Here is a 24365-nt window from a genome sequence, read left to right as displayed (position 1 = left end):
CTTAAATATTCATCTACATTTAACAAAGGTACAAATTATAATATACGGCTACTTCTGATTACACCTAATTTAATGTATAATAATGACGTTATTATCAAAGTTGAGCAACAAAAGACCGTTCCAAACCTTTAAATTTATGTGATACCTTTTGCATATCCTTACCGACTTTCTCGTTGAGTATCTTGGCGTAAATCTGTGTGGTGGCAATGTTCTTATGTCCTAACATTTTGCTCAAACTTTCAAGAGGAACACCCTCACTCAAAAACAAGGTAGCAAACGTATGGCGTGCCAAATGAAAGGTTACTTTCTTTTCTTTAAGGCAGTCAATTTGTTGGGAAATTACTTTTAGTCTATCATTACAGAAACTGTTGGACGGAACAGGGAAAACCCTGTCGTCCTTTGACAGTCCTGCGTATTTTTCTATAATTATTTTGGGAATATCCAACAGCATTACATTGGACGATGTGGCTGTCTTTCTTCTACGTACAATAATCCATTGATTGCCGTCAAAGAACTCTTGTATATTACTGTTTTTAAGTCCTTTTATATCCGAATACGAAAGTCCTGTAAAGCAACTGAAAACAAACAGGTCTTTAACCAACTCGTCTTTCTTTTTTTCGCAGTTGAACGTTACAAGCTGTTCCAACTCGTTCCGCAACAGATAACCCCTGTCCTTATCCTTTTTGGTGTTCTTGTACTCGCTGAACGGATTAAAGGCAAGATGCTTTCTGCTCATTGCCAATCGGCAAAGGGTAGTAAAACCAATCATATACACCCAAATCGTATTATGCCCGATACTTAAATCGTTCCGCAGATAGTAGTCGAAATCCTGTACAAATTCGGAAGTAAGGTCGTTAAACGTAATATCGGTATAACCGTATTTGACGAGGGCAAAATTCTGCAGGTGCTTCAAAAGCGTTTTGTACCTGCTGTTTGTGCCTTGTACCCGAAGTCCGCTGTTTACCTTTTTTTCAAAGTCTGCTATAAATTGTTCGTAGAATTTGAAAAAGGTCAGTTCTCCACTTCCCATTCCGAGAAAGGTATTTTTTAGTTTAGTGCTGTTTACCGTTTCCTCGTTCTTTAGGATTTTGGAATAACATTCCTCGATACCCAAACGGATTTTATCAAGTTTACCGTTTACCTCTTGGGCTTCTCGGCTTTTGCCTAAAACCCTGCCATACTTCAAATCCCAATTAGTTGCGGAAATATCCAACTTTGTGCTGAATGCAGACTGTTTACCGTTTACGGTAACTCTGCACATAATTACAACTTTTCCGTTTTTCTTCGGGGCATTCTTTTTAAGGTAGAAAAGAACCTTAAACGTTGATTTTTTGTCGTTTCCATACTCACAATTCTTAATGATAAAGTTAAACCTATGTGAGCCACGAAACAATATGAAAACCTATGCAAAACACTGAAATATAGTTTTTTAGAACGATTGTTTCCAATGTTTAACAGTAACGTTTTAGTAACCTTACTTTTGCCAAACCTCGCTTTTTTCTGCTTTTTACCTCATTACCAAAAAATCAAAAAACGATTGTAAAGCCTTTAAATTTGGACTTTTATTGTCATAGTATTGAAGAAGTTTTACAAAACTAAAAAGTTAAGATGACTTCATTATTAGAAATAAGCTGTAAGTCTTAATCCTGATGCTATATAGTGCAAATCTGCTTTATTAGAATTTAAATTTAATAGAGGGGTTTCAGGAGTATAGATTATTGTTGGTTTTGGACTAGAATAATCAACATATAATGTTAGTCCTAATTGATCTGTTAAGTTGTAAGTTAATGCACTTCCTGCTGACTATCTAAAAGAGCTATGAGGTTTGTATGAAGCAACGGTGATATTATCTTTGATTGTATTGGGTAAAAATATATTACTATTGTTTTGCTTTACTTCAAGTTTTCCTGTTGCACCAAAAGAGTATCCAATGGTGGTTTTTAAAATTAAATTGAAGTTATCATTAAAATGAAAGGCTTAGATTACACTATTGTTTGAAAAAAAATACTATATTGTAAATATATTTAATTAAATAGTAGATAATATGTTGTATCCTTTTATTTCAGTTGGTTTAATAGTTGTTTTTATCATTTGTCTTTTATACATATTATTTGTTAAAAGGGATTTTGAAGGACAAAAGAATAATATTTTAGTAGGTTTATTCTTTTTAGTGATATGGGGTATTATTTACTATTACTTATTAGTATAATCAAAAGATTTTCACAAGGCTCTGCCTTGAGGTAGAAGATTAAAGATTAGTATATTTGTTTGATTAGTGAATATATATATTCAAACGGCCTAATAAAAGCTTACTACTATATCATTTGGTTTGTCTAATAAAATATAGAAGAACTGTTTTATCAGAGGATGTTGAAATTAGTTTGGTTGAAGTTTGTAGCAAGATTTCAGAGCGTTATGAAATACATTTTGTTGAAATCGGAACAGATGAAAATCATGTACATTTTCTGATTTAAAGTGTACCAAAACTTTCTGTAAAGATTATTGGTAGGACAGTGAAAAGTATTACCTCAAAAGAGATTTTTCGATTGCATCCAGAAGTAAAAAAAACAGCTATGGTAGAGGTGATTTTTGGACAAGCGGATATTATGTAAATACAGTTGATCAATATGGTAATGAGGATGTAATTAAGAAATACATTCAAAATCAAGGAGAAGAAAATACTGTATATAAGTCGTTCAATCAAAATCAATTACTATTATCTTTTAAGTAACGCGATACCTTGAAGTAGTTTGTTAAAAAAAAATTAAATATTGTCAGAATGTATTTTTGTAATTATGATTTTACAAACCTTTTTGTTAGAGTAAAGTCAGATAGCACAGAGCAACTATATAAGGTTAGATTTAACTACATATCCGTTTGATATTAATAATAAAGCCCCAGTTTAATAGACTTATTTCTTATAAACCAAAAGGATTAATAGCTACAGATATCTATTTCTTATCTCTATGTAATTTTACCAGTAGTAAATCTGTTTGTAATATTAGTAAAAGCCTTGGTTTATTTATTGGAAATATAGATCCCCCCACAACTCTTAAGCTAAACTTGATTTAAGAAAGAGGCCCCTAATTAGGAGCCTCAAAAGTGAATTGTTGTTTGCTAGCTCATTTTGAGCTACTTGAAAAAAGTGTGAGTTTTGATACTTCTTTTAAATCTAGCAACTAGCAACAAAGATTAATTAAAGTGTGAGTTTTGTTGTTACTTTTTTAAATCTAGTAACAAAGATTAAATTGAGAATTAATAATGACTTATTCTCTTCATTAAAACATGTAAATTAAAAATAATAACTTTATCGCTTCCTGCATTTACTGCTTTAACAACAATGCAAAGCTAATTCTTGAACTCTTATTCAAGCTTATATAAAAACGAATAAAAACTGCGTTAATCACCATTCTCTTTATATTTATTTCTGAATTGCAAAGGAGTTAGACCTGTTTTTCTTTTGAAGAATACTGTCAAATGATTAGCTTCTTTAAATTTTAGTTTAAATGATATTTCATTTATGTGTAAATCTTTATATAATAACAATCTCTTAATTTCCATAATCATTCTTTCTGATACCCAAGCATAAGGAGTGATATTATCAGTTTTTTTAAATGCATATTCAATTGATCGAACACTTAGTTTTAATTCAGAGGCATACATTTTTACAGTCATGCTTTTATCTATATTATTGTTAACTAAATGTTTGAAATTAGATACAATTAACTTATCGTGTGAAATATTTAGCTGTTGAGTAGTAGATTTATCAATAGCATTTTCTAAAATTAGTAATGTATTGAAAAGGTAATTATTTAAAATATATTGCTGTTTAGGGTAAAAACTTTTGTTTAACTCTTTTTTGATAAGTGTAAATAATAAAGTTAATTCTTCATACTGCCCACTTATATCAATTGACTGTAAATGATCAGTTAAATCAAAAAGTTTTGTATTATAGAAAAACTGAAAATGTAGCTCATCAATACAAAAGAATTCTTCAGTAAACATCAAAATCTCAGACTTATAATTTATAGGCTGACAATATTGCTCTACCTGATTCTTTGAGACTATTAAAACTCGTTTAGGAGCGACATCAATTGAAACAGAATCTAAATAATATGTTCCTTGTCCTTCCAAAAACAGATGAATACAAAAAAAAGTTAATTTATGAGGATAAAACAAGTGTTGATCCCTAATTTGTACTAATTTATTAACATCTTTGCAGTTGATGTATAATCTATTATTAAATCGGTGAAGAAAAGGTTCCAAAGGTAACTTATTCATAAGTAAAAACAGTAGTGTTTGTTTTAGAGTAATCTCAATAATGACTAATATTACTCATTATTTTCTTTGTACAAAAGAAAAGAAAATTAGCTATACAATCTTATATTTTAACGAAAGTAATATGTATATCCCCACAAATAAAAGAGTAATTTGAGATAGAGTCTTTAAATATACCTATCTACCCCTGAGTAAGAGTTTTTTGTGAGATCTAAATATTATTGTACAGTGTTTGAGATTAACTTTTTGTAGTTATAAGTATGTAGATCCGAAATGTTTTTTTTCAGTTTGCAAAAAATATAAATTATAATAGCTTGTAATAAATACAGCATAAATCCCTTTCTTTCAATGTAAAAGCTTTATTTGATTACTCTGGTTGATAAAAACAAGTACACGCCCATTAACGTTTGATTAAGCTTGTTTTAAATAATGCCAAATAGAGAATAAAAACTTTTATCTATATCGCAGGGTGATTAAGATAAATTAAATTGATGCAAACTACTAAGGTTAAATATCAAACAAGGTTTACTGAGAAATCGATTTCACTTAGATTATCTGTATATACTTGTAGCTTAAATCACTAGGATAGAGCATTTCATATCCTTGAATGCTAGTTAACTGATTCTTTGTTAGACTTATAAAATTATTATATTAGGATTGTGTTGATTCTGTTTTATACTTAATTACCCAATAACTAAATGTTGCTGACTTAATTCCTACATTTTTACATTTTTTGCTTGTTTTAATGCACTTGCTTTGTAATGCTTTACAATAGTTACTTTATTGATCATAAAAATAAGCAAGAAGTTAGTATAAGTCAAAGAACCTTTAAATATACAAAAAAGGTTTGGAAAGCTTCAGAGTTGGTTTATGAACAAACCGGTTGCGAGTCATTAATCTCTATAGAGCAAGAGAAACAAAGATTAAAACAAGTTTATAACACTAACTCAGTATTTGCAGATATTACCTATAGTTAGGTATGATTGTATGCTACAATAAAAACATCTAATATTTTATTAGATATTAACAGAATTTAAAGTGGGGCTATCTTATAAAGACTAGCCCCACTTTGCTTTTTTTAACCTTTGTATGGCTGATCTTGATCCATGTAATCCTCAAGAGACTGTTTTAGTTTATCTAGAAACATAGTCCTTGAATAACTTCTTGTTTTCATGCGGTGAAAGGTGTGGTGAATATTATCTGAGATATTAATTTGGAAAACTTGCCCTAAAGCTTTTGATAGTTTTTTTATTTTAACCTTACCATGATTTACAGATTTTGTCACATACAAGGCATATATTAGTTCTATTAATGCGCTATTTGATTCAGACCAGGTTATAGCGTTTTGGGTGGCTGTACCTATAAGGGAATTGTAAGAGGTTGTTTTATTGTTTAAATACGCACTTAGAAGTTCATAGGTTATAATACGTGCTATTTTATAATCATAAAAGGTTGAGAATTTAGGGTTTATTTCAAAACTAAAACTATTTACCAGATGTGTTTTATTTATGTGCCCTGTTGTAAAGTATTCTATATCTCTATGTGAAGCCTTTGTTTTATAATATTTATAGATATCACTATATAGGTGGTATTTTTTATATTCACTGTGGAGTTGTTTTAGTTTTTCTTGAAAGTATATCTTAGCAGATACTATATCACTTGGAGACTCGCACTTAAAACCGTATAATTTATTGTAGAAGATAAGCTTTCCAAGAATTAAAGGTTTAATGTTTTTAAAAAAATCAATTTCTTGCTCTTGACTGGTAAAACCATAAAGAAGAACTTGTTTTTTGATTTGTTTTAAAACAGCTTTTAAAAACTCGATCATTTCTAATGTACTTGAAATAGAAACAGATTCTAATGCCCCTAGTTCAGCTTCTTTTTTGATAATCTGACTAAGGGCATTTTTTGTTGTTGTTGTTTGATTCATGAGTTGTAATTTTTATTAAGGTTGGTTTTGTTTTTAGATTTATCATAAATGTTGGTTTTTGGATAACTGTGCTAAATAAGTAAAAATATTAATCTTAATCAATACGTATTTATACGTATAATTACGTAAAAATACGTATTGACTTTATAGTTTAAAGTATTAAACTTTATGGATTAATTATAAATCAGTATTTTTATGAAAATTTCAAATCAAAGTGGTCAAGTGATTACAAAACAAAAAGCTATTGAGTATATCACTGAGTTTAAAGCTCAGTATCCAGATGCGATAAATAGCTATTATGTAGGTATAGATAAACTACAAGCGCTTTTGAGTCAAACCAGTTGTATAGGTATGCGTATCTATCCAGGGCTCAATAAACAAACCGCTTTAACCAATATGGTTTTAGTAGGAGTAGATCAAAAAGGGCAGGATATTAGCGATGGAATTATCCTAGAGGAATTAATCACTTGTCCTCCTGCTTGTTCGTATGATAATACTTTGGGATAAAAGCAAGCTTTATGTATCAATGGGGGTAATAGTATTAACTTTATTGTTTGGAATTATACCCTTTTGTCTTTACCTGTATAAAAGGCAAAAGGGTATTTATTGTGATAAAGCTTATTTGGGAATTGTTTTATTGTTTTTTATTGCTTCTTTGTACGAGACAATAGCAAGTCTTATTTTAAAGATCAATGTTCTTGTTTGGTTCCAAGTTTATTCCCTTTTAGAGTTTATAGCTCTGTTTTACCTTTTTATAAACTTATTAAATAGAAAACCAAAGGCTTACTTTTACCTGTCTTTAGGTCTTTTTGTAATAGTTTATCTGTTTTCATTCCGCTTTTTAACAAACCATCATTTTCTGGTATCAAAAACTATAAATAAGGTCTTTGTGATGATTTTTGTGATTGTTTCTAGTTTTATTGTAATTAATCAGAATTTTATTCAAAAAACAAGTCTAAGACTCTTTAAAAGGGCTGATTTTTATATGGTAATAGGTCTTTTGGTTTATTATAGTGTGACTATACCTTTGTTTGTGTTGTGTAGTTATAGAGTGGATAACAAATTGTATTTTTTAGATTATTGGTTAATTAATATTCTAGGGAGCTTAACCCTTAGAATTGTAATATCTATTGGAATATGGAAAATAAAATAACGATTATCTTTTGGTTGGCCACAATCTCGGCCACTGCTTTATGTGGTGTGGTTATCGCTATTGTGATATTGTATCAGAAAAATCTTAAAGAGTATCAAATCAAACTTTTAAACAACCGACTTAGTATTATTTTAGAAGCTGAGCACAAGGAAAGAGCTCGCATCTCAAGAGAGCTTCACGATGGGGTGTGTAACGAGTTGGCATGTGTGTTAAGTTATCTACAGATAATAAAACTCTATCAAGATAAAAAGACAAAAAAAGATGCCTTAAAACAGATAAAGAAAATAACTTTAAACACTTATAAGCAGCTTCAAGAGCTGAGTTATCATTTATCTCCACCTTATATTGAGGATAATCCTTTAGAGTGTATTTTATCTGATTATATAAACCGAATTAACAAGACAAGTAGTATTGAGTTTAGTTATCACTATGAGCCAGTTAGTTTTGAGTTAGATCAAAATGTAAAACTAACTTTTTATAGAGTAGTTCAAGAGCTGATACAAAACATCATAAAGCACAGCGGGGCTAGTAAGGTAAGTTTAAGACTTCTTTGGGATAAGGGTAAACTTATCTTATTAATTAGTGATAATGGAATAGGCTATGATTCTGATATAAAAAGTGATAACGCCCAAAAAGGTATAGGTCTTAGTAATATACATGCTAGATTAAAACAAATTAATGCTGATTTTAGGCATATAAGAGAAGAGAATTCAAATGCAATAGGTATTTATTATGCAGAGCAAAATAATAAAAGTAGCAATAGTGGATGATCATACAGTCTTTCGAGATGGTTTTGAATTGATTATATCTAGGATTAGCTCTGTAAAGGTAGTCTTAAAAAGTTCTAATGGGTTAAAATTATTACAAGGCTTAAAGACAATAGAGGTTGATATTGTGTTTTTAGATATTCAGATGCCTAAAATGGATGGTTATCAAACAGTGGCAGAGTTAAATAAAACTTATCCTTCTTTAAAGGTAATTATACTTTCTAGCTTTTATGATCATCATAGTATCGCTAGAATGCTTAAGTTTAATATCTCAGGATACTTAAGTAAAAAAGCCAAATCTAAGGATATTGAAAAAGCTATTTTAACAGTTAACAAATCATTAGAGTATTTTGGTAAAAGGGTTAGAAAGGTTCTAATAAAACTTAGCTTTGATATAGAAAACACCACATGTGTTTTCTCCCAAAGAGAATTAGAAATTATAACTCTTAGCGCTAGACAGCTTAGCTCCTCTGAAATAGCTGATAGCTTACATATTAGTTGTAGGACAGTTGAAAAACACAAAGAAGGTTTACTTGAAAAAACAGGATCTTATAATTTTACAGGTGTTGTTTTATATGCAATTTCAATGCATTATATTAAAAAACAGGATTTTATAAACAGTTATAAAACCTCTAAAAGAAAATAAATCATAAAAAAACTAACTAGTCTACGTAAAATAAAGCTGTAATTGATTGCTTTTAAATCACATTATAACAAGAAAAACAAACTTGAGTCTGTTGATAATAAAAGAGATGTTCTTTTCTAGTTCTCTTATTTTAAGACCTAAGGGGATATAGGTTTTTAAAACTATCATATCTTCTTAAAAAAGTTAGCTTTTTTTAAAACTTAGCCTAAGGTAGGTGAGTTTGTTTAAATAGTGTAAAGTCTCAATATATATATTGGTTTTTGTTTGTTTTAAATGTATAAAAAACACAGTTTTTTACTTTTTTGTATAAGGCCTGGGTATAAGCTGTTTTGTTTTTAATTGCTTTATTTTTTTTGATTTTATTGTTTTTTTTAGATTATAATTGTGTTGTTTGTGTTAAATTGTGTTTTTTATTTAGTTATAATTATTGCAATATTTGTTATTAAATTTAAAACTAAATATTTTTTAAAATTTAATTGTATTATGAAACAACAAAACACCTTATTTTTAGAATTGAACTTATTAAGAGGAAGTGATCAGTATCCTTCACAAGAAATCAAAGAAAGACTAGTGGATTTGTATCTTCCAGGATCTGTATCAGATTTAGCCATTAATTTATCTAATATTACCTCACAGTTCTATGCCTTGCAATTGCAATTAATTGGGCAAAGACATGGGGTAGATCAAATAAGGGTACATTCTGAGGCATTTTTCTATGATCTAGGAAGAGTAAAAGCACAACAAGCCCTAGACAAGGACCCTAATATGATTCGTGATTGTAGATCATTAATCTTAGTGGCTATTTCTGCCATTTATACCTCTAGCCCAGAGTTTAAGTTTCAAGTTAAAGATTATACCCCGGATTATGCAGTTATTGAGCTAAAGGGAGCAGATCGTTATCACAGGGCGGCTAAACTCTATAAAATCGATCAGTATCTAAGCTTCCCTACTTTAATTGCTTTTATGGAAGGAATTAAAGATTATCTTGGATTAAATCATATTGAAATTCACGTACCTCAGTGCTCTTATGATCAGCATTCAAATATAACATGTACCTATATATTTAAACAAAATAGTTTATAGTATGGAGCATATATATGAATCTATAGGAGAGGGGTATCCGTATCTGTTTGAATTAGATAAATTAATTATAAACCAATCTAGTGTAGAATATACTACAACTAGCTCTGAAAATCAGTTTAAGGAGTTTAAAAAGATAGGACAAACTGCCGCAACATTAGCCAGTATATCATTGCTACAGGATATGAGGGTCTGTGAGAAAACCTTTTTTTTAGCTGAAAAAATTCGAATAAGAAAGATTAGTAATACAACAATGGATCAAGAGTTAAGATACTGCGCTAGAACTGTTTGTTTTTCAGAGCGAAAAGGCAAAGTATTATTAGATATTTTTGATAATCAGTCACAATTGGTTTATACCTCTGAGCTGGAATATGTAATTTTTAATCAGAATGCTTTTCAGCAAGTTTTCAGTGGTTTTTATACCCAGAGGATCCCTGTTAAAAATGACCTAGTATATCAAGAAGTGGAAATTGATTTAGGTAAGCCAGCGCATTTTAGTATTGATATTCCAGCATTTACCATAGAGCATTGTAAAGGTCACTTTGATAATTACCCTATAGTACCTGGGATTTTTATAGTAGGTAGATTGTTAGAAGGCATTGAAAAGTTCTTCAAACTTCATGATAAAGAGTTTCAAAATAAAACCTTAGTGGTAGATAACCTGGAAACATTTTTAAAAACAGCTACCCCTATTAATATACCCTTGCAATCTTTGGTTACTTATTATCAAGTATCAAGAGATAGTTACTTGTTTATTTGTCCTGTTGGTGATAAAAACACAGAGTATGGTTATTATATCATTACTATAAAGCTTTATTAAGTAAGCTACAATGTAGCCTTTAAAAAAGAAGATTATTTTAAGGTAAACTCAATGTTGATATTCTAAGGTATTTACCTTTTTAGATTGGATAGGTGGTTTTAGGTATTAATTTTTATTATTATAAGATTGTTATAATTGGTTTTGGAAAAAGTGTTTTTCTAAAACCAATTATTTTTTAAAAACAAAAAACACATCAATTATTACTAATGATGTGTTTAAAAACACTAATATTTGCAAATTTAAAGCGAACTTAGATGTAAAAATTACTTCTAATACTATGCTCTTTTTACATTTACGGCATTGAAACCTTTTTGTCCTTTTTCTACGTTATATGTTACATTATCACCTTGTCTAATGTCATCTTCTAAACCAGTAGCGTGAACAAAAATATCTTCATTTCCATTTGTTATAAATCCGAATCCTTTTGCTTCATTGAAAAATTTTACTGTACCTTCTTGCATAATCTTAATTATTAATTTAATATTTTAATTATCCCTAATAAAGTATTTACCTAGGGATTTTATCTTAGATAATTTATTTTATAACCCTCTTAATTTATAAACTAGATGGTTTTTTTTTAAATAGTTGAAGGTATAGTTGTAATATCCATCCATTCATACTTTTTGATATAATCATTTCTTCTAAGGTAAGATCATTTCTATGATCTTGGTGTTGTATTTCTATTCTATTCATATATATTGTTATTGGCTTGAAATTCTTTGTGAAATTCATAACCTATTTGTTTTTTATAATAAGATACTTTGGCTATTTAGTATAACTAAATGAATCTTTTTGTGTAAATATTTATTCTATTAACTGGATTTGTATTACTTACTTTAGTTAGATATAATCTTCTTAAATGCGTTGTGTAATCTAAACTCAATATTATAAATAAAGTATTGGCTATCTAACTTTTAATATGATTGTTAAAAATAATATTAGTGGTTAGATTTAAGTCTTTTATAAGTTGTAAGACATAAAAACACTTAATAAATGGTTGTTTTTTTATTCCTATTATATAGAAGGAGTATTTTTTAGATACTTTAAAAGATGTTGATTAAATTGAAAAGAACAACTTATTTAAATCATCAATTACTTTTATTAAAAGAGGATAAATATTTAAAATCATACAATGTCTATTTTTTATTTACTTTAATACAGTAGAGGTGTTGTATAAAAGATAACCATGTTTTGAGTACATGAAATTTTGCTTTAAAAAATAAAAAAATGATTTTTTTAAAAGTGCTATTAAATAATAGAATTTATTTTATACTGAAGTTTAAAGAGTAATAAATTCTTAATATAGTGTAGAACTACTAAAGTACATAATAAGCTATTATTTTGATTGAAAATTTCGCCTATTCATATTTACATCGGCAAATGTAAGTATATTATTTGTAATAAAAAAATAATTTTCATTATTTTACCTAAATATACTTTACCTATAAACAATAAGAACGTTATAATTGGTTTTGGAAAAGTACTTTTCTAAAACCAATTATTTTTAAAATCAAAAGCGTTATTTTGCTTACGATAATGCATTCTTTAGTAGAATCATAGATCATAGAAGACACTTGATGAAAAATAAAATTATAATAGGGCTTATAATAGCGTTGAATCTTTTTGTTATTGGTTATTATACTAATTTGCAACAAGAAGAAAAAGTACTAAGCAATTACACTACAGGGTTTAATGGAGTAGTTGTAGAGAAATTTAATCCTCGTGAAAAACTACCTCATACCTTTTTAAAAATTAGAATTCAAGATGATAAATTAATCAATGTATATCCCACTACTATCATTGGAAGCTATGCTGTAGTGGGGGATAGTATTATAAAAATGGAGAACTCAAATAAGTGTATTGTCAAGAAAAGTAATGGAGAGATAGAGCATTTTTCTTTTGAAGGTCAGTATATTGAATTTCTAAATGAGTAAGGAGAAAATCAACAATTAGAAATAAACATTACACAGATGAAAACAACAAAACCACTTGTAAGTAAAAGCTTTAAAAAGATAACACTCTTAGTTTTTACTTTGTTTACTTGTCTGCTGGCTTTTGGTCAAAACAACCAGATTAAAGATGTTATTTTAGTGGATGCGACACAGCTTAAAAATAAAGATAAAATTGCACAGCCTGTTCTGTTTAATAAGAAGGCAAATGAATGGATCATAGAGCTAAACCAGCATGATGTATTTATTTTTAAAGTAATTAAAGAAATAAAATTAGAAGATATTCCATCTGATTATAAAATTATTGCTCTTGATTCTTTTATTGATGATTCTATATCTAGATATGAGAAACTTAATGGGAAAAAACCAGAACCTCCATATTTTGGAGGAACGCATATAGAGACTATGATTTATAAAAACTTATATTTAAAGGTTAAAGATACTGAAGAACGATATTATAAGGTGTCGATACGATATGAGTGGAAGATTGCGTAATTAAAAATATGCCTTTTAATTGGAGTTTATCTTTTATAGCATGGTTGTGAAACCTTTACTGTAAGAACTCTTTGACTTGCTTCACAAAAGAATTAAATGACAACTATAAAGAAATCACTAAATAACAAGATAGAATGCAAATAAATATCAAATACATTATACTTTTATTATTTACACTTCAAGGCAGTATAGCTCAAATTAAAGATCCAATAATTCTGAATATAGACAACAATACTAGACTTAATGTCGATAAAAATAATAATTATAATTATGTCAGAATAATTATAGAAGAGGAAAATAGTCTGATTTCAAAAGTAACTTTAAACCATTTTAATTACAGTACTAGAATACAATATGATTTTAAAATTGTAGAAGAACTAAGTTCGTTAGATACTGATATAAAATATAAAGAAATGGATATTCTTCTTTTTATTAGTTATAGTGATTGTAAATATCAAGAATTAATGGAATATCAAAAGAACAACAACCTGCCTCCTATATTACAAGGGGCATTTACATTTGATAATGTAATTATTAAAGACAGTAGAGATAAAAACAATATTAAATTGTATAGAACAATAAATAATAATATTCAAGGCTATTTAAATAAGCGTTTTGATTAGTACTTAATATAATTAATTATTATTAAAACCCCTATTATTGTACAACATCCACCTGAATATATAGAACGAATGACAAAACAATTGAATGTCAATAATATGAGAAACTATATTTTATCAATTACCCTATGTCTTATTGCTAATCTTTCATTAGCCCAAGTTAATATTACTGATACAATTGTTGTAAGCATAACTAAAGACAAAAGCTACATACTAGTAGAAGAAGAAAATAAAATCTCAAGTATTTTTTTGCCTTCAAATGATGGAGGAGCTCGTTTAGACACTTATGAATTTACATTTCTTGAAGAAGTACCTACTCATGCTTTTACAAAAGAATACTCTATAAATGATTTTGATAAGTTTATGTTAGACTACTACTATAATAATATCTATAATAAAAAATTTTTAGATCTTGGCAGAATGTATTTTGGTAATTATAATTTTACAAATCTTTTTGTTAGAGTAAAATCAGATAACGCAGAGAAACTATACAAGGTTAGATTTAACTACATATCCGTCTCATATTAATATAACCCTAATTTTATAGACTTATCTCTTATAATACAGTTTTGGAATCCTAAACTACTGTAAATCTTTTACTTGTTTTAAAAAAGCATTAGAATACAACTTAAAAGAATATAAAAATGCAAAAAACAAAACCACTTGTAAATAAACACTACTTTAAATTTATACTACTGCTATTAATACTAATTGCTTTCAAACCTTTATATGGCCAAAAAATAATAGTAAGAGAGGATCTTGTTTTAGATACTGATAAAGAGTTACTAAATAGTTCTACCGAGTGGTTTTCTTTCAATAAAAATAAAGAAAAATGGCAATATAAAAATAGTTCAGATAATTTCTATTTTGACTTAATCCAAGAAGTTAACTTAGATGAAATACCGAAAAATCATAAAGTAATATCTTTAAATCAGTTTAATCTTGATATTGAAGAACAATATAGACAAATTCATAAAGAAAATTACCAAGAAGAACTTTGGAAAAATATGTTTTCTTATAAAAGAAATTTCAGATATAGTAACCTATATATAAAATTGAATAAAGAAAACTCAATAAAGTATTACAAAGTAAATTTTAATTATCAGTGGAGTTCTCATTAGAAGTGTGTACTAAGCATAAAAAGGTTGAGTCAGGCTTTTTTTATTTTATCAGTTTAACATTGATTTACTGTAATAAGTAGTGTACTTTCATCAGAATATACATGTAGTATCCAAAAGCAAAATAGCCTCTGTTTAAGGGCTTTTTATTTCACCAACCTTTGATACTCAACCATTATTTTTTATATTAAAAGCTTTAGTTTACTTGTTTTGAGTTAGATATGTGCTTGTAATAAAGTAAAAAACAGAGTGATTGTTGTTTTATTATAGAAAAAGATAAGTTATGTTCAAATTTTTAATATTGTATTTAGCTGTTTATGGCTAAAAAAGTAAAAAAATAATCTGTTTTTAATGATTTTTGACTTTATTGCAGAATTTAGTGTTTTTAAAATGTTTTAGTGAAAGATGTTTATTTTAAACAAGCTTAAGCTAAAGGTGCAATGCGAATACTTCAATAAAACAAAACCGCTTATATAGACATTCTGTTCCAAAATAGGACACACTACGTAGAAATACGTATTGAATTGAAAAATAGTGATTTGTAGCTTTGTTTTTCCCAAAATGCAATCATTATGAAAACTAAGTTTATTTTATTTGTTCGTTATTTTCTTGTTTTACTTTTTGTCTACGCAGCAATAAGTAAGCTTGTTGTCTTTGAAGAGTTTAAAGTACAACTCACTCAGTCCCCACTTCTAAGCGTTTATGCAAACACTATAGCCTACATGGTTATAATTGTTGAGATAAGTATCTCTTTGCTACTTGTCTTAGAAAAGACAAAGTTATCGGCTCTTTATCTAAGCTATGGTTTAATGGTTGCATTTTCCATTTACATCTACTTAATTCTAAACTACAGTGATTTTATTCCCTGCTCATGTGGAGGAGTACTTGAGAGGTTAAGCTGGAATGAACATTTATGGTTTAATATAATAATAAGTGTTGTAATTCTACTTGCCCTTTTCTTTGAAGAAGATAAACCAAAACGATTCTATTTTTTATCTATCGCAACCACACTTGTAAGTAGTAGTGTTATTATACTTGTTTTTTTATCCTCAGAACATATCATAAAAAAAGAAAATCCTTTTATAAGAAGATACCTGCCTCATGGGGTAGTACATGATGATACTTTAGATTTAAAAGTAAATACTTTTTATTTCTCAGGATATTACAAAGACAAACTTTACTTAGGTAATACTAAATCTCCACTTGTATTTATTAGTGTGGATTCTCTTTTGCAAAGACAAGACTACTTCATTAAAATAGATTCAACACATTTTCCTTATAGGTACTTAAGATTAAAAACAGTCTATCCTTATTTTTTCTTAGCAGATGGATCAATTCCAATTGTTTATAAAGGAGAGTTAAACTCTAATGAGAAAATAAAACAAACAGAAATATTTAGTTTTAAAGAAGCTTACTTTAACGATTTTATTGCAATTGATTCCACATCTATTGCAATTAAAAGTCAAAGTAGTCAGGACTACAAAAATGTATTAGGAATTATTAATTCTGAAAACACCCCAAGAGCGTTTATTGATGCTAGTATATTGGAGAGTGATTCCGATGGAGTCTTTGACAGTGATGGGAGTTTTAGCCTAAGTAAACAAAACAAAACTTTAATCTATACTTACTTTTATAAAAACCAGTACGTACTGACAAGTCCTGCTTTAGAATTATTAAAAAGGCAAAACACAATAGATACTACAAAATCACTTCATATAACCGCAGCAAAATTAGCCTCAGGAGAAAACAAGATGACAACTCCTGTTAGCCCTATAAATAAAAAAGTAGTAGTTAAAAACAATCTGCTGTTTATTGTATCAAACTCTCTTGGACAAAATGAGTCTAAGGCAATCTGGAGACAAGCTAGTATTGTTGACATCTACGACTTTGTAAAAGACAGTTATATCGCAAGCTTTTATATCTATCACCTAGGGCAAGAGAAGCTATCTGATTTAATTGTTACAGATCATTACATATATGGTCTATTTGATCAAAAACTTGTGCGTTATAGACTGGCCAAATCCCTGACAGACAAGTTTGATTAAAGTTTAGCTTGATCTTTAAAAACAAGCTACTAACCAATTTAAATTTTATTAAGATGAAAAAGTTTTTAAAATCAGCAGGATTGCCAATCGGTGTATTTGCTCTTGCTATCGGAAGTGCGTTTGCAACAAACGCAGTGAAAAACGCTTTAGTTTTAGAGCCAGGATATCAAAAAATTGATGAACTTGGACTTGAGTGTAATGATCCAAAGGTAATGTGTAGTACTGAATTTGATACTCAATTATGTACTTGGACCGTTGGAAGTACTACTCATACACTATATGGAGAAGAGTTTGATTCAGACTTAAATCAAACAGTTTGTACAAAAACACTCTATAGAATTACTCCATAATTTAAAAAGAGGACGCCCAAATAAGGGCGTCTTTGCTTTAGTTATTAATCAGTCTTTCTTTTTCGATTGTTGTATTGTATTCCACCCAATAAGTTTCTTTAGTTTTTTTATCTTTTAAAAAATAATCAAACCAATTCATAACTCTATTTGTAATATCTATCTGATTTTCTTTTAATCTAAATGCATGTTCTTCCTCTTCGTAGAAAAGTGATACATGTGGTTTATTATTGCTTAGCATAGCCATAAACAGTTCTTCTTGTTGTTTAGGATTTACTACTTTATCTTTCTTTCCAGTAAAAGATAAAAGAGGTGTGTTGATGTTTTCAGTATATAAAATAGGAGAGTTTTTTAGATATAATTTTTTATCCTCTTTGAAAGATTTCTTCATGTTAAATTGATCATTTTCTAATTTACCATAGTTAGGAGTACTATAGGCTTCATTGTAGAGGAAGTTGAAACTTATAATATCAGTGATTCCTGCTCCACTTACAGCTGTTTTAAAAATATTGGTTTGTGTAATTATAAAGTTAGTGGTATATCCACCAAAAGAATACCCTATAAGGCCTATTTTATCTTTATCTATAGCTTTTTCTTGCAGTAATATTGTTTTTATACTTTCTTCAATACAATCAAGAGCAGATAATCCTGGACCTTGTTTATTTGTTAAGATATCGGGATAGAATACAAAGTATCCTTTATCTAAATATAGCTCCTTATTAAAACCATCTGCGTTTTGATAACTCTTGTATGTAAATTGTTTAGCTATATAATTTTGAATCTCATAAGTGTAAGTAATCATTGGATATTTTTTGTTTGGATCAAAATCCTTGGGGTAAAATAGTACTCCTTTTAAATCGTTATCAAATTTATCTTTAAAAGTAACTATCTTTTGTTTTTTCCAATTATATATTTTTTTAGGCATTGAGTTTTCTAAAAGAAGCTTGTTTTTCCCATTGTGGTAAATATATACAGTTACAGGTTTATTAAAGTTCTCTAATGTGTAAGTAATTGTTTTAAAGTCATCACTGAATTTTACATTAGAGACTTGATCATTTGTATTGTCTATTATTGGAATCTGTTTTCCAGAGTCAAGCAATACAATAGAAGTAGTTGCTTCTTTGATATTGTACTTTTCAATTAAGAGCTTACTATTGTCTAGAATTATATTTGATGGTATTTGACTAGTTTGGTTATATAGGGATGATGCTAGAGAGTTAAGAATTTTATAGCGATAATTTGTATTGCCTCCATCAATTAGCACTTTAAATTTTTTGCTTCTAGTATTGTATTGCATTAATTTATTTCCTGAAGAAAAATAAAAGTATTTTTCATCTTTAGACCAGTATCTTAATCTACTTGGATCTTCTTTTAAATCAAAGGTATTTTCTAAAGCTTTTTGTTCTATGTTATAAAAATACATTATTTTTTTTTTAATATAAACAAAGTAGTTTGCTTGCGAGGATAAACTCGTTGTGTTAAAAGAGTTAGTTTGAGCTTTTGTAATTAGCGTAAATTTAGCTTTATTAATATCATAGCAGTATATGTCCTTATGTCTAGCAAAATTAGAATAAGAGTAATTATTGTATTGATTAGGGTTAAAAACAAGCAATGTGTTGTTTTTTAAAGAAATTGAATTATAATTGTATAATGTATCAGGTTGATAAATTCTTGTGTTTTTGTAATCAAATATAATATGTCCATTAGTTCTTGTTCTTTTTATTTTAGGGTAATTAATGGTACTAACTAAGTTTAAATCTTTTGTAGACCATATTTGCAATTTTTCAGTATTGTAAGGTTTGTTGCCTAGGTGATAATATTGAATTGTTTTAAAACTAAATTCATTTATAGCTTCAGGAATTCCGTATGTTATTTCAGGATTAAGTTCTTGAACTTTAATAAGATTAGTATTGTAATTAAAAAAGATTAGGTATGGAAAGTTATTATCGTGTTTTTTATTAGGGCTTAAAAATATAATAGGTAGTTTTTTATCCCAAATTGCACTTTTAATAGAATTATTGATTTTGGGGTTTACTGTTCTTTTTAGGGTTTCTAAATTAATTAATTCGACTCCCTTAGTTAGGTCACTATACTGAATAAGTAGATGTTGTTTATTATTACTTATACTTTTAAAGTTTACAAGAGCTTTAGATTCACTCCAAATCTCTTGATTTTTAGAGGGCAATACTTTAATTAGTTTATACCTATCAGTTTTAGTATCAAGGTAGAAAATAAGGTTATGGTTATTTATTATTTGTAATTCTGAAACATTTAAAATTGATTCAGACTTACTAGTATTGGGATCCCAAAAAACTATTTCTGTTTCAGAAGAATTAATCTCTATTAGCATATCATTTTTAAGAAATTCAAACCTATTATTTGTTGGTTTTGCTAATAAGAGTTTTCCACTGTTGTTAAAAATAAAGACGCTATCTTTTTTAGAATCAAATAAAAAGTGTTTATTAGTAACGGAAAAATTTCCATTTGAAGAAAGTAGTGTGTTGTCAAGTTTACTGTAATATGTACTGTCTTTTATAGTCTGACTATAACAAGTGAGACTACCTAATAATATAAGTATAAGACTATAGGTAAGATTTAAAGTTTTAGTAGTCATTTTGTGGGTTTAGGTTAGGATTAATAAGTATCTCTTTCTCAGGGTAGGGAAAAAGAGCGTGTTTGTCTTGCCAGTTTGGTTTAGGTATTTTTAAAAGAGAAAGTTTATTGTTTCTTTTAAGGTCAAAAAAGCGTCTACCGTGTTCTAGGAAAAACTCTTTTTGACTTTCTTTAAGCATAGCAAGTAGAGTTTGTTCTTTATCTAAAGTATTAGGTAAAGCAAGAAGATTTGCTCTTTGTCTTATTGAATTTAAGTAAACAATAGCCTCTTTTTCTCTGTTTTGATAAATAAGGGCTTCAGATAAGATAAAGTAAGCCTCTTCAATTCTAAAAAGGATAGAACATTCATCAGTATTATTGAGTCTGTTTTTGTATTTAAAAGAATAAAAGCTACCTGTATCTTCAAATTCTTTTATCCAAAGCTGTTTTCTAAGATCGTTATTGTCAAAACTGGCTAATAGAGAGTTATTCAATTTATTACCAGAATTATTAGAAAATAGGATAAAGTTTCTTGCCTCATAAGTAGCAGCAACAGGGGTGGTATTAGCCATTTGCCAAAGTGTACTTTTAGCAGGGTTTTTAAATACTTTAGAAATATCTGTTTCCAAACTATACAAGGGATTATCCATAACTAGCTTAGCATATAACTCCGCTTTTTCATATTTTTTTTGAAGAAGGTAATTCTTCGCTAGTATAAGCTCTGCTACAGCTTTATTAGGGTAATATTTATTAGAAGATTCATCACTATAAGAAAGAGAACCTACGGCTTTTAATAGATCTTGCTCAATTAGTTTTAAAACGTCAAACACAGGTGTTTTTACAATTTTAGTATTAGCCTTGTAATCAGTGGAGGTGCTATAGGGTATATTTCCATATATCTGGGTGAGCGATTGATAATACATCGCTCTTAATATAGATGCTTGTGCTATAAGTTTTTCTTTTTCTTCACTTGTTATTCCTTCAGAGTTAATAACCCCGCTTATAAAAGCATTTATTGCATAAATATTAGAGTAAGATGTATCCCACAAAGTAGAGATTACATATCTAGTAGGATCTAATGAGTTATTGTAAAGTAATACATTATCAGATTCTGGAGAAGAGTAAATAGGTTCTAACTCGTCTGTGTACAAACCTAGGCTAGAACCAATACCTAGACTTTTTCCAGAAAATATAGAGGCCTCTCTAAGGTTGATATAAAGATCAGCTAGAGCTGATATGGCACTGCGTTTGTCTTTAAAGACATTTTCAGTAGCTATTTGATCTGTTGGAAGCCCAATGTCGATTGTCTCTTCACAAGATTGAAATAGGATTATAGCCAAAAATAGCAGGCTTGAGTAGAATATAATTTTCATAATAAAGTAGGTTTATAAAGTTAGTTGAACACCAAAGGCGTATGTTTTAAGGGGGGGTAAGTAACCAAAAATACTAAGCTCTGGATCTAAGCCGAAGTAATTTGTTATTGTCCAAAGGTTTTGTCCTTGAAAATAGAAACGAATAGAGTCTATTTTAGCCTGAGGCAGTTTAAGTAAATAAGATAGAGATACATTTTTTAATCTTATATAAGAGGCATCTCCAATGGTCTTGTTGCTATTTTTAAAGAGGTTTAAATTGTTAAGTATAACAGGATCGTATCCACTAGAGAAATAACTATACTGGCTATTTGGATTTGCATGGGACCAACTATTTAATACCTCTAAAGGTTGATTAAAAATTGATCCAGGAGTATTTAAAATATAGTTTTGATTATAGTTAGTTTGTTTCACAAATTGAAACAGAAAATCAAGACTAAAATGTTTATAAGTAAGCGTATTTTGAAGTCCTCCATGATATTGAGTTTTAACCTCCTTTATGTTTTGTCTATCAAATCTAGATGTTATTTTACCATCACCATTGTAATCAGTGAAGATGTATTGACCTGTTAGGGGATCAACGCCTTCAAAGTTGTATAAACGTCTAACATTAATGTTTTTTCCTATAATATACTTATCAGCATAAGTAGATATTTCTAGATCAGGAAAAGAAAGTAGTGTGTTTTTAGGAAATGAGATATTAAAACTTGTTGTCCAAGAGAAATCTTTAGTTTTAATATTTTGAGAGTTTAGACTAAATTCCCAACCTTTATTTTCAACCGTTGCAGGTAAGTTATCTTGAATAGAAGGAAAACCAGCAGTTGCTGGCAAAGGAATGCCTACAAGCTGATTAGAGGATCTATTTCTATAGTAAGCCAGCTCAAACTGTAATTTGTCATGAAGTAAGGCAAGCTCTAGAGCGACTTCTAGTTTTTTAGTTTTCTCCCAACTAAAATTAGGGTTGTATAATCTTGAAGGAGTAAGACCTGTAATTTCGTTATAATTATTAGGATTAAGGGTGTATGTATCTAAATACTGGTAGTCTCCAATATTATCATTACCCGAAGTTCCATAACTAGCTCTAACTTTTCCAAAACTAAGCCATGAGGAGTTTTTTAAAAAATCTTCTTTTGAAAATATCCATGCTGCTCCAATAGCTCCGAAATTTCCAAATTTATTATTGTCTCCAAATCTTGAAGAACCATCCCGCCTAGCAGTAATATTAATCAAGTACTTACTATTGTAATTTAGGTTTAATCTTCCAAAAAGAGCCACATATTTATATTCTAGGTTAGCAGACTGCCTTATTCCTCTAGTTTTTGCAGCAGATATATTGGATAGAAAATCATTGGTTTGAAAATTAGATCCTGTTAAGTATAAAGCAGATGTATTACTTTCTTGGTAGGTCATTCCAACAAGAGAGTTTACAGAGAGTTTATCTAGGTTAAAGACATAGTTTAGCTGTGGCTCTAAAATATATGATTTATTATCTCTAATAGTGTTTTCAGCTTTAGATTGCTCTGAGGTGTAACCTTTGGCAGGATTATGAATAGTATGAGGCGTTAGTTTTTTCTCTTCTGTGTTAGATCTATTATATCCTGTATTTAATTTTAAATACATGTTTTTTAAAAGCTCATAACTAAAATCAAGATTCAGTACAAGATTGTTGTTATCATTTTCATAAGTTTCTTGCATGGAAGAAATGGGGTTTGTATCTCCTACAAAATTCCAGTTTAAGCTTCCATCTGTATTGTAAAGACTTGGAGCATTTGGAGGTAGAGTAAGAGCTTGAGACGTTAAATCAGTTGCTATTAGGTTGTTTTTTTGTAATGAATAGTTGGTTGATGAGTTTAGCTGAAACCTTCCATCTTTACTATTGTGATTAATATTGATTAAAAAGGTATTTCGTTTATAGCCTTTATCTGTTGGAAATACAGTTGTTTGTGTACCTTGACTGACTGAGGCTGAAAAATGTGTTGTTTCACTTCCTGCGCTTACTCCTAATTGTATGTTTTGACTAAGAGCAGTGCCTCCAATAAGTTCTTTTTGCCAATCGGTGTATCTGTCTCTATCCCAAGTTCCATTGATATCCAGTGCATCATCAGGATAGACTGTAATACCATCATTTATAAATGCTTGATCACGCATTTTATTAAATTGCTGTGTATTTAATAATTTCATTTTACTAGCTACTTTACTAAAAGAAGTAGAAGAGGACAAGCTAAAAGAAAGTTTGTCTGATTTGTTTTTCTTTGTTGTTATAAGAACTACCCCATTAGCCCCTCGAGAGCCGTATATAGCTGTTGCATCAGCGTCTTTTAAAATCTCTATACTCTGTATATCTGAAGGATTGATAGAATTTAGAACGTTGGTATCACTCATAGGCAGTATGAAAGTAGCTAGAGGTGAATTAACTAGATTGCTTGTTGGGATAACAACTCCGTCAATAACATAAAGTGGCACACTAGCATTGACACTTTCAGTCCCATAGGTTCTTAGACTATTTCTACCACGAATTTGTATATCAAAACCTCCACCTGGTACTCCTGAGTTTTGAGTTATGTTCACACCAGCCATTCTTCCTTGAATAGCTTGTAAAGGATTGATAACAGGTTGAAGTTCGATATCCTTTGCAGTAACTCGAGTGATACTTCCTGTACGCTCGCGGTCTTTAACAGTGTAATAACCTGCGTTTATAACTACTTCATCAAGCATGTCTTGATCCTGTAAAAGGGTAATGTTATAAACAGACTCATTTGTTATTGTAATTTCTTTTGATTTGTATCCGATATAAGAAACAAGTAGAGTATCTCCAGCTAAGACCTGTAAAGAGTATCTTCCCTGAAGATCTGTGCTTATAGCTACATCTGTTCCTTTTATCTGTACAATGGCTCCTATAAGCACTGTTGAGTTATCTTTTACTATTCCGTGAATAGTCTTTTTTTGATAATCTACATTAAATAGACTATCTTTAGGTACGGCATAGCCACAGGTAAAGGTAAGGCTAGTTAAAAGCAGTACAATCCTGTAACTGGTATTGGTTAAAAATTGAGTTTTCATAATTGTTATAGTTAAAAATGATACAAGAAGACTTTAAATCCTTAAGATTTTTATTGCCGTAGTACTTAAATAAGCCTTTGTATCAAAGGTTAGTT

General features: G+C 29.0%; 20 protein-coding genes and 1 pseudogene. 13 read left to right on the top strand and 8 right to left on the bottom strand.

All coding sequences use genetic code 11. The features are described from left to right. Positions 1 to 94: 94 nt before the first annotated feature. Positions 95 to 1360: a site-specific integrase gene (locus MODO_RS12660; RefSeq protein WP_036496846.1), complete on the bottom strand. Its 1266-nt coding sequence runs from the start codon at positions 1358 to 1360 to the stop codon at positions 95 to 97. A 919-nt stretch (positions 1361 to 2279) separates the two neighbouring features. Here MODO_RS12660 and tnpA point away from each other — a divergent pair. Beyond that, positions 2280 to 2731 (top strand): annotated as a pseudogene (tnpA, locus tag MODO_RS19055) (IS200/IS605 family transposase). 668 nt (positions 2732 to 3399) lie between these two features. Here tnpA and MODO_RS12655 read toward each other — a convergent pair. Together MODO_RS12655 and MODO_RS12645 are read right to left on the bottom strand one after the other, a co-directional pair. Continuing rightward, on the bottom strand, positions 3400 to 4281 hold the full coding sequence (locus MODO_RS12655) for an AraC family transcriptional regulator (RefSeq protein WP_006258102.1): 882 nt from the start codon (positions 4279 to 4281) through the stop codon (positions 3400 to 3402). A 1075-nt stretch (positions 4282 to 5356) separates the two neighbouring features. Next, complete coding sequence (locus MODO_RS12645; RefSeq protein ID WP_006258100.1) at positions 5357 to 6208, bottom strand: RteC domain-containing protein; 852 nt, start codon at positions 6206 to 6208, stop codon at positions 5357 to 5359. 195 nt (positions 6209 to 6403) lie between these two features. Here MODO_RS12645 and MODO_RS12640 point away from each other — a divergent pair, with 195 nt between their 5' ends. The 5 genes from MODO_RS12640 to MODO_RS12615 all read left to right on the top strand — a co-directional run bounded on the left by MODO_RS12640 (position 6404) and on the right by MODO_RS12615 (position 10674). Further along, the gene (locus tag MODO_RS12640) at positions 6404 to 6715 is read left to right on the top strand and encodes a hypothetical protein (protein WP_059051136.1); all 312 of its coding nucleotides are present in this window, start codon (positions 6404 to 6406) and stop codon (positions 6713 to 6715) included. A gap of 630 nt (positions 6716 to 7345) precedes the next feature. After that, positions 7346 to 8131 (top strand): sensor histidine kinase, encoded by a 786-nt coding sequence (locus MODO_RS12630; RefSeq protein WP_059051133.1) that lies wholly within the window; start codon positions 7346 to 7348, stop codon positions 8129 to 8131. After that, positions 8094 to 8774 (top strand): response regulator transcription factor, encoded by a 681-nt coding sequence (locus tag MODO_RS12625; protein WP_069190343.1) that lies wholly within the window; start codon positions 8094 to 8096, stop codon positions 8772 to 8774. Before MODO_RS12630 ends, MODO_RS12625 begins: the two co-directional genes overlap by 38 nt. A gap of 483 nt (positions 8775 to 9257) precedes the next feature. Further along, positions 9258 to 9857 carry a hypothetical protein gene (locus MODO_RS12620; protein ID WP_059051131.1) on the top strand — a complete coding sequence of 200 codons (600 nt, stop codon included), beginning with the start codon at positions 9258 to 9260 and terminating at the stop codon, positions 9855 to 9857. Between the two features lies 1 nt (position 9858). Further along, positions 9859 to 10674, top strand: coding sequence for a hypothetical protein (locus MODO_RS12615; RefSeq protein ID WP_016649211.1), 816 nt, complete (start codon positions 9859 to 9861; stop codon positions 10672 to 10674). Between the two features lie 275 nt (positions 10675 to 10949). Here the strand turns inward: MODO_RS12615 and MODO_RS12610 are convergent, their stop codons facing one another. Together MODO_RS12610 and MODO_RS19345 are read right to left on the bottom strand one after the other, a co-directional pair. Continuing rightward, the gene (locus tag MODO_RS12610) at positions 10950 to 11135 is read right to left on the bottom strand and encodes a cold-shock protein (protein ID WP_016649212.1); all 186 of its coding nucleotides are present in this window, start codon (positions 11133 to 11135) and stop codon (positions 10950 to 10952) included. Between the two features lie 94 nt (positions 11136 to 11229). Beyond that, positions 11230 to 11367, bottom strand: a complete 138-nt coding sequence (locus MODO_RS19345; RefSeq protein ID WP_162264448.1) for a hypothetical protein — start codon at positions 11365 to 11367, stop codon at positions 11230 to 11232. 884 nt (positions 11368 to 12251) lie between these two features. On the opposite strand from MODO_RS19345, the gene MODO_RS12605 reads away from it, so the two are divergent. From MODO_RS12605 to MODO_RS12575, 7 genes are all read left to right on the top strand, one after another. Beyond that, a complete protein-coding gene (locus MODO_RS12605) occupies positions 12252 to 12608 on the top strand; it encodes a hypothetical protein (protein WP_059051129.1) in 357 nt (118 codons plus the stop codon). 36 nt (positions 12609 to 12644) lie between these two features. Then, positions 12645 to 13118, top strand: a complete 474-nt coding sequence (locus tag MODO_RS12600) for a hypothetical protein (RefSeq protein ID WP_059051127.1) — start codon at positions 12645 to 12647, stop codon at positions 13116 to 13118. Between the two features lie 134 nt (positions 13119 to 13252). Further along, entirely contained in the window at positions 13253 to 13741 is a 489-nt protein-coding gene (locus tag MODO_RS12595; RefSeq protein WP_059051125.1) for a hypothetical protein, read from the top strand. Positions 13742 to 13810: 69 nt separating this feature from the next. Then, on the top strand, positions 13811 to 14266 hold the full coding sequence (locus tag MODO_RS12590; protein ID WP_235811662.1) for a hypothetical protein: 456 nt from the start codon (positions 13811 to 13813) through the stop codon (positions 14264 to 14266). Positions 14267 to 14382: 116 nt separating this feature from the next. Next, on the top strand, positions 14383 to 14859 hold the full coding sequence (locus MODO_RS12585; protein WP_059051123.1) for a hypothetical protein: 477 nt from the start codon (positions 14383 to 14385) through the stop codon (positions 14857 to 14859). A 569-nt stretch (positions 14860 to 15428) separates the two neighbouring features. Beyond that, positions 15429 to 16901, top strand: a complete 1473-nt coding sequence (locus MODO_RS12580) for a MauE/DoxX family redox-associated membrane protein (protein ID WP_059051121.1) — start codon at positions 15429 to 15431, stop codon at positions 16899 to 16901. A 53-nt stretch (positions 16902 to 16954) separates the two neighbouring features. Continuing rightward, complete coding sequence (locus MODO_RS12575; protein WP_059051119.1) at positions 16955 to 17251, top strand: DUF6520 family protein; 297 nt, start codon at positions 16955 to 16957, stop codon at positions 17249 to 17251. A gap of 37 nt (positions 17252 to 17288) precedes the next feature. On the opposite strand, the gene MODO_RS12570 is transcribed toward MODO_RS12575, so the two are convergent. The 3 genes from MODO_RS12570 to MODO_RS12560 are packed head-to-tail and all read right to left on the bottom strand — an operon-like array spanning position 17289 to position 24270. Further along, positions 17289 to 19862, bottom strand: coding sequence for an alpha/beta hydrolase family protein (locus tag MODO_RS12570; protein ID WP_059051117.1), 2574 nt, complete (start codon positions 19860 to 19862; stop codon positions 17289 to 17291). After that, positions 19852 to 21213, bottom strand: coding sequence for a RagB/SusD family nutrient uptake outer membrane protein (locus MODO_RS12565; RefSeq protein WP_059051115.1), 1362 nt, complete (start codon positions 21211 to 21213; stop codon positions 19852 to 19854). The genes MODO_RS12570 and MODO_RS12565 overlap by 11 nt, the downstream gene beginning before the upstream one ends. A gap of 12 nt (positions 21214 to 21225) precedes the next feature. Beyond that, a complete protein-coding gene (locus tag MODO_RS12560) occupies positions 21226 to 24270 on the bottom strand; it encodes a SusC/RagA family TonB-linked outer membrane protein (protein ID WP_059051112.1) in 3045 nt (1014 codons plus the stop codon). Positions 24271 to 24365 lie beyond the last annotated feature (95 nt).

The sequence above is a fragment of the Myroides odoratimimus genome (assembly GCF_001485415.1).
In the GTDB taxonomy this organism is placed as follows: domain Bacteria; phylum Bacteroidota; class Bacteroidia; order Flavobacteriales; family Flavobacteriaceae; genus Flavobacterium; species Flavobacterium odoratimimum.
The sequence above is the reverse complement of the archived record's forward strand: the minus strand, read 5'-3'. Positions and strand labels throughout refer to the sequence as shown.

Bases quoted from the DNA above. Each gene is read 5' to 3' on its own strand.
- MODO_RS12655 (WP_006258102.1), bottom strand. From the start codon at position 4,281: ATGAATAAGTTACCTTTGGAACCTTTTCTTCACCGATTTAATAATAGA.
- MODO_RS12645 (WP_006258100.1), bottom strand. From the start codon at position 6,208: ATGAATCAAACAACAACAACAAAAAATGCCCTTAGTCAGATTATCAAA.
- MODO_RS12640 (WP_059051136.1), top strand. From the start codon at position 6,404: ATGAAAATTTCAAATCAAAGTGGTCAAGTGATTACAAAACAAAAAGCT.
- MODO_RS12630 (WP_059051133.1), top strand. From the start codon at position 7,346: ATGGAAAATAAAATAACGATTATCTTTTGGTTGGCCACAATCTCGGCC.
- MODO_RS12625 (WP_069190343.1), top strand. From the start codon at position 8,094: ATGCAGAGCAAAATAATAAAAGTAGCAATAGTGGATGATCATACAGTC.
- MODO_RS12620 (WP_059051131.1), top strand. From the start codon at position 9,258: ATGAAACAACAAAACACCTTATTTTTAGAATTGAACTTATTAAGAGGA.
- MODO_RS12615 (WP_016649211.1), top strand. From the start codon at position 9,859: ATGGAGCATATATATGAATCTATAGGAGAGGGGTATCCGTATCTGTTT.
- MODO_RS12610 (WP_016649212.1), bottom strand. From the start codon at position 11,135: ATGCAAGAAGGTACAGTAAAATTTTTCAATGAAGCAAAAGGATTCGGA.
- MODO_RS19345 (WP_162264448.1), bottom strand. From the start codon at position 11,367: ATGAATAGAATAGAAATACAACACCAAGATCATAGAAATGATCTTACC.
- MODO_RS12605 (WP_059051129.1), top strand. From the start codon at position 12,252: ATGAAAAATAAAATTATAATAGGGCTTATAATAGCGTTGAATCTTTTT.
- MODO_RS12600 (WP_059051127.1), top strand. From the start codon at position 12,645: ATGAAAACAACAAAACCACTTGTAAGTAAAAGCTTTAAAAAGATAACA.
- MODO_RS12595 (WP_059051125.1), top strand. From the start codon at position 13,253: ATGCAAATAAATATCAAATACATTATACTTTTATTATTTACACTTCAA.
- MODO_RS12590 (WP_235811662.1), top strand. From the start codon at position 13,811: ATGACAAAACAATTGAATGTCAATAATATGAGAAACTATATTTTATCA.
- MODO_RS12585 (WP_059051123.1), top strand. From the start codon at position 14,383: ATGCAAAAAACAAAACCACTTGTAAATAAACACTACTTTAAATTTATA.
- MODO_RS12580 (WP_059051121.1), top strand. From the start codon at position 15,429: ATGAAAACTAAGTTTATTTTATTTGTTCGTTATTTTCTTGTTTTACTT.
- MODO_RS12575 (WP_059051119.1), top strand. From the start codon at position 16,955: ATGAAAAAGTTTTTAAAATCAGCAGGATTGCCAATCGGTGTATTTGCT.
- MODO_RS12570 (WP_059051117.1), bottom strand. From the start codon at position 19,862: ATGACTACTAAAACTTTAAATCTTACCTATAGTCTTATACTTATATTA.
- MODO_RS12565 (WP_059051115.1), bottom strand. From the start codon at position 21,213: ATGAAAATTATATTCTACTCAAGCCTGCTATTTTTGGCTATAATCCTA.
- MODO_RS12560 (WP_059051112.1), bottom strand. From the start codon at position 24,270: ATGAAAACTCAATTTTTAACCAATACCAGTTACAGGATTGTACTGCTT.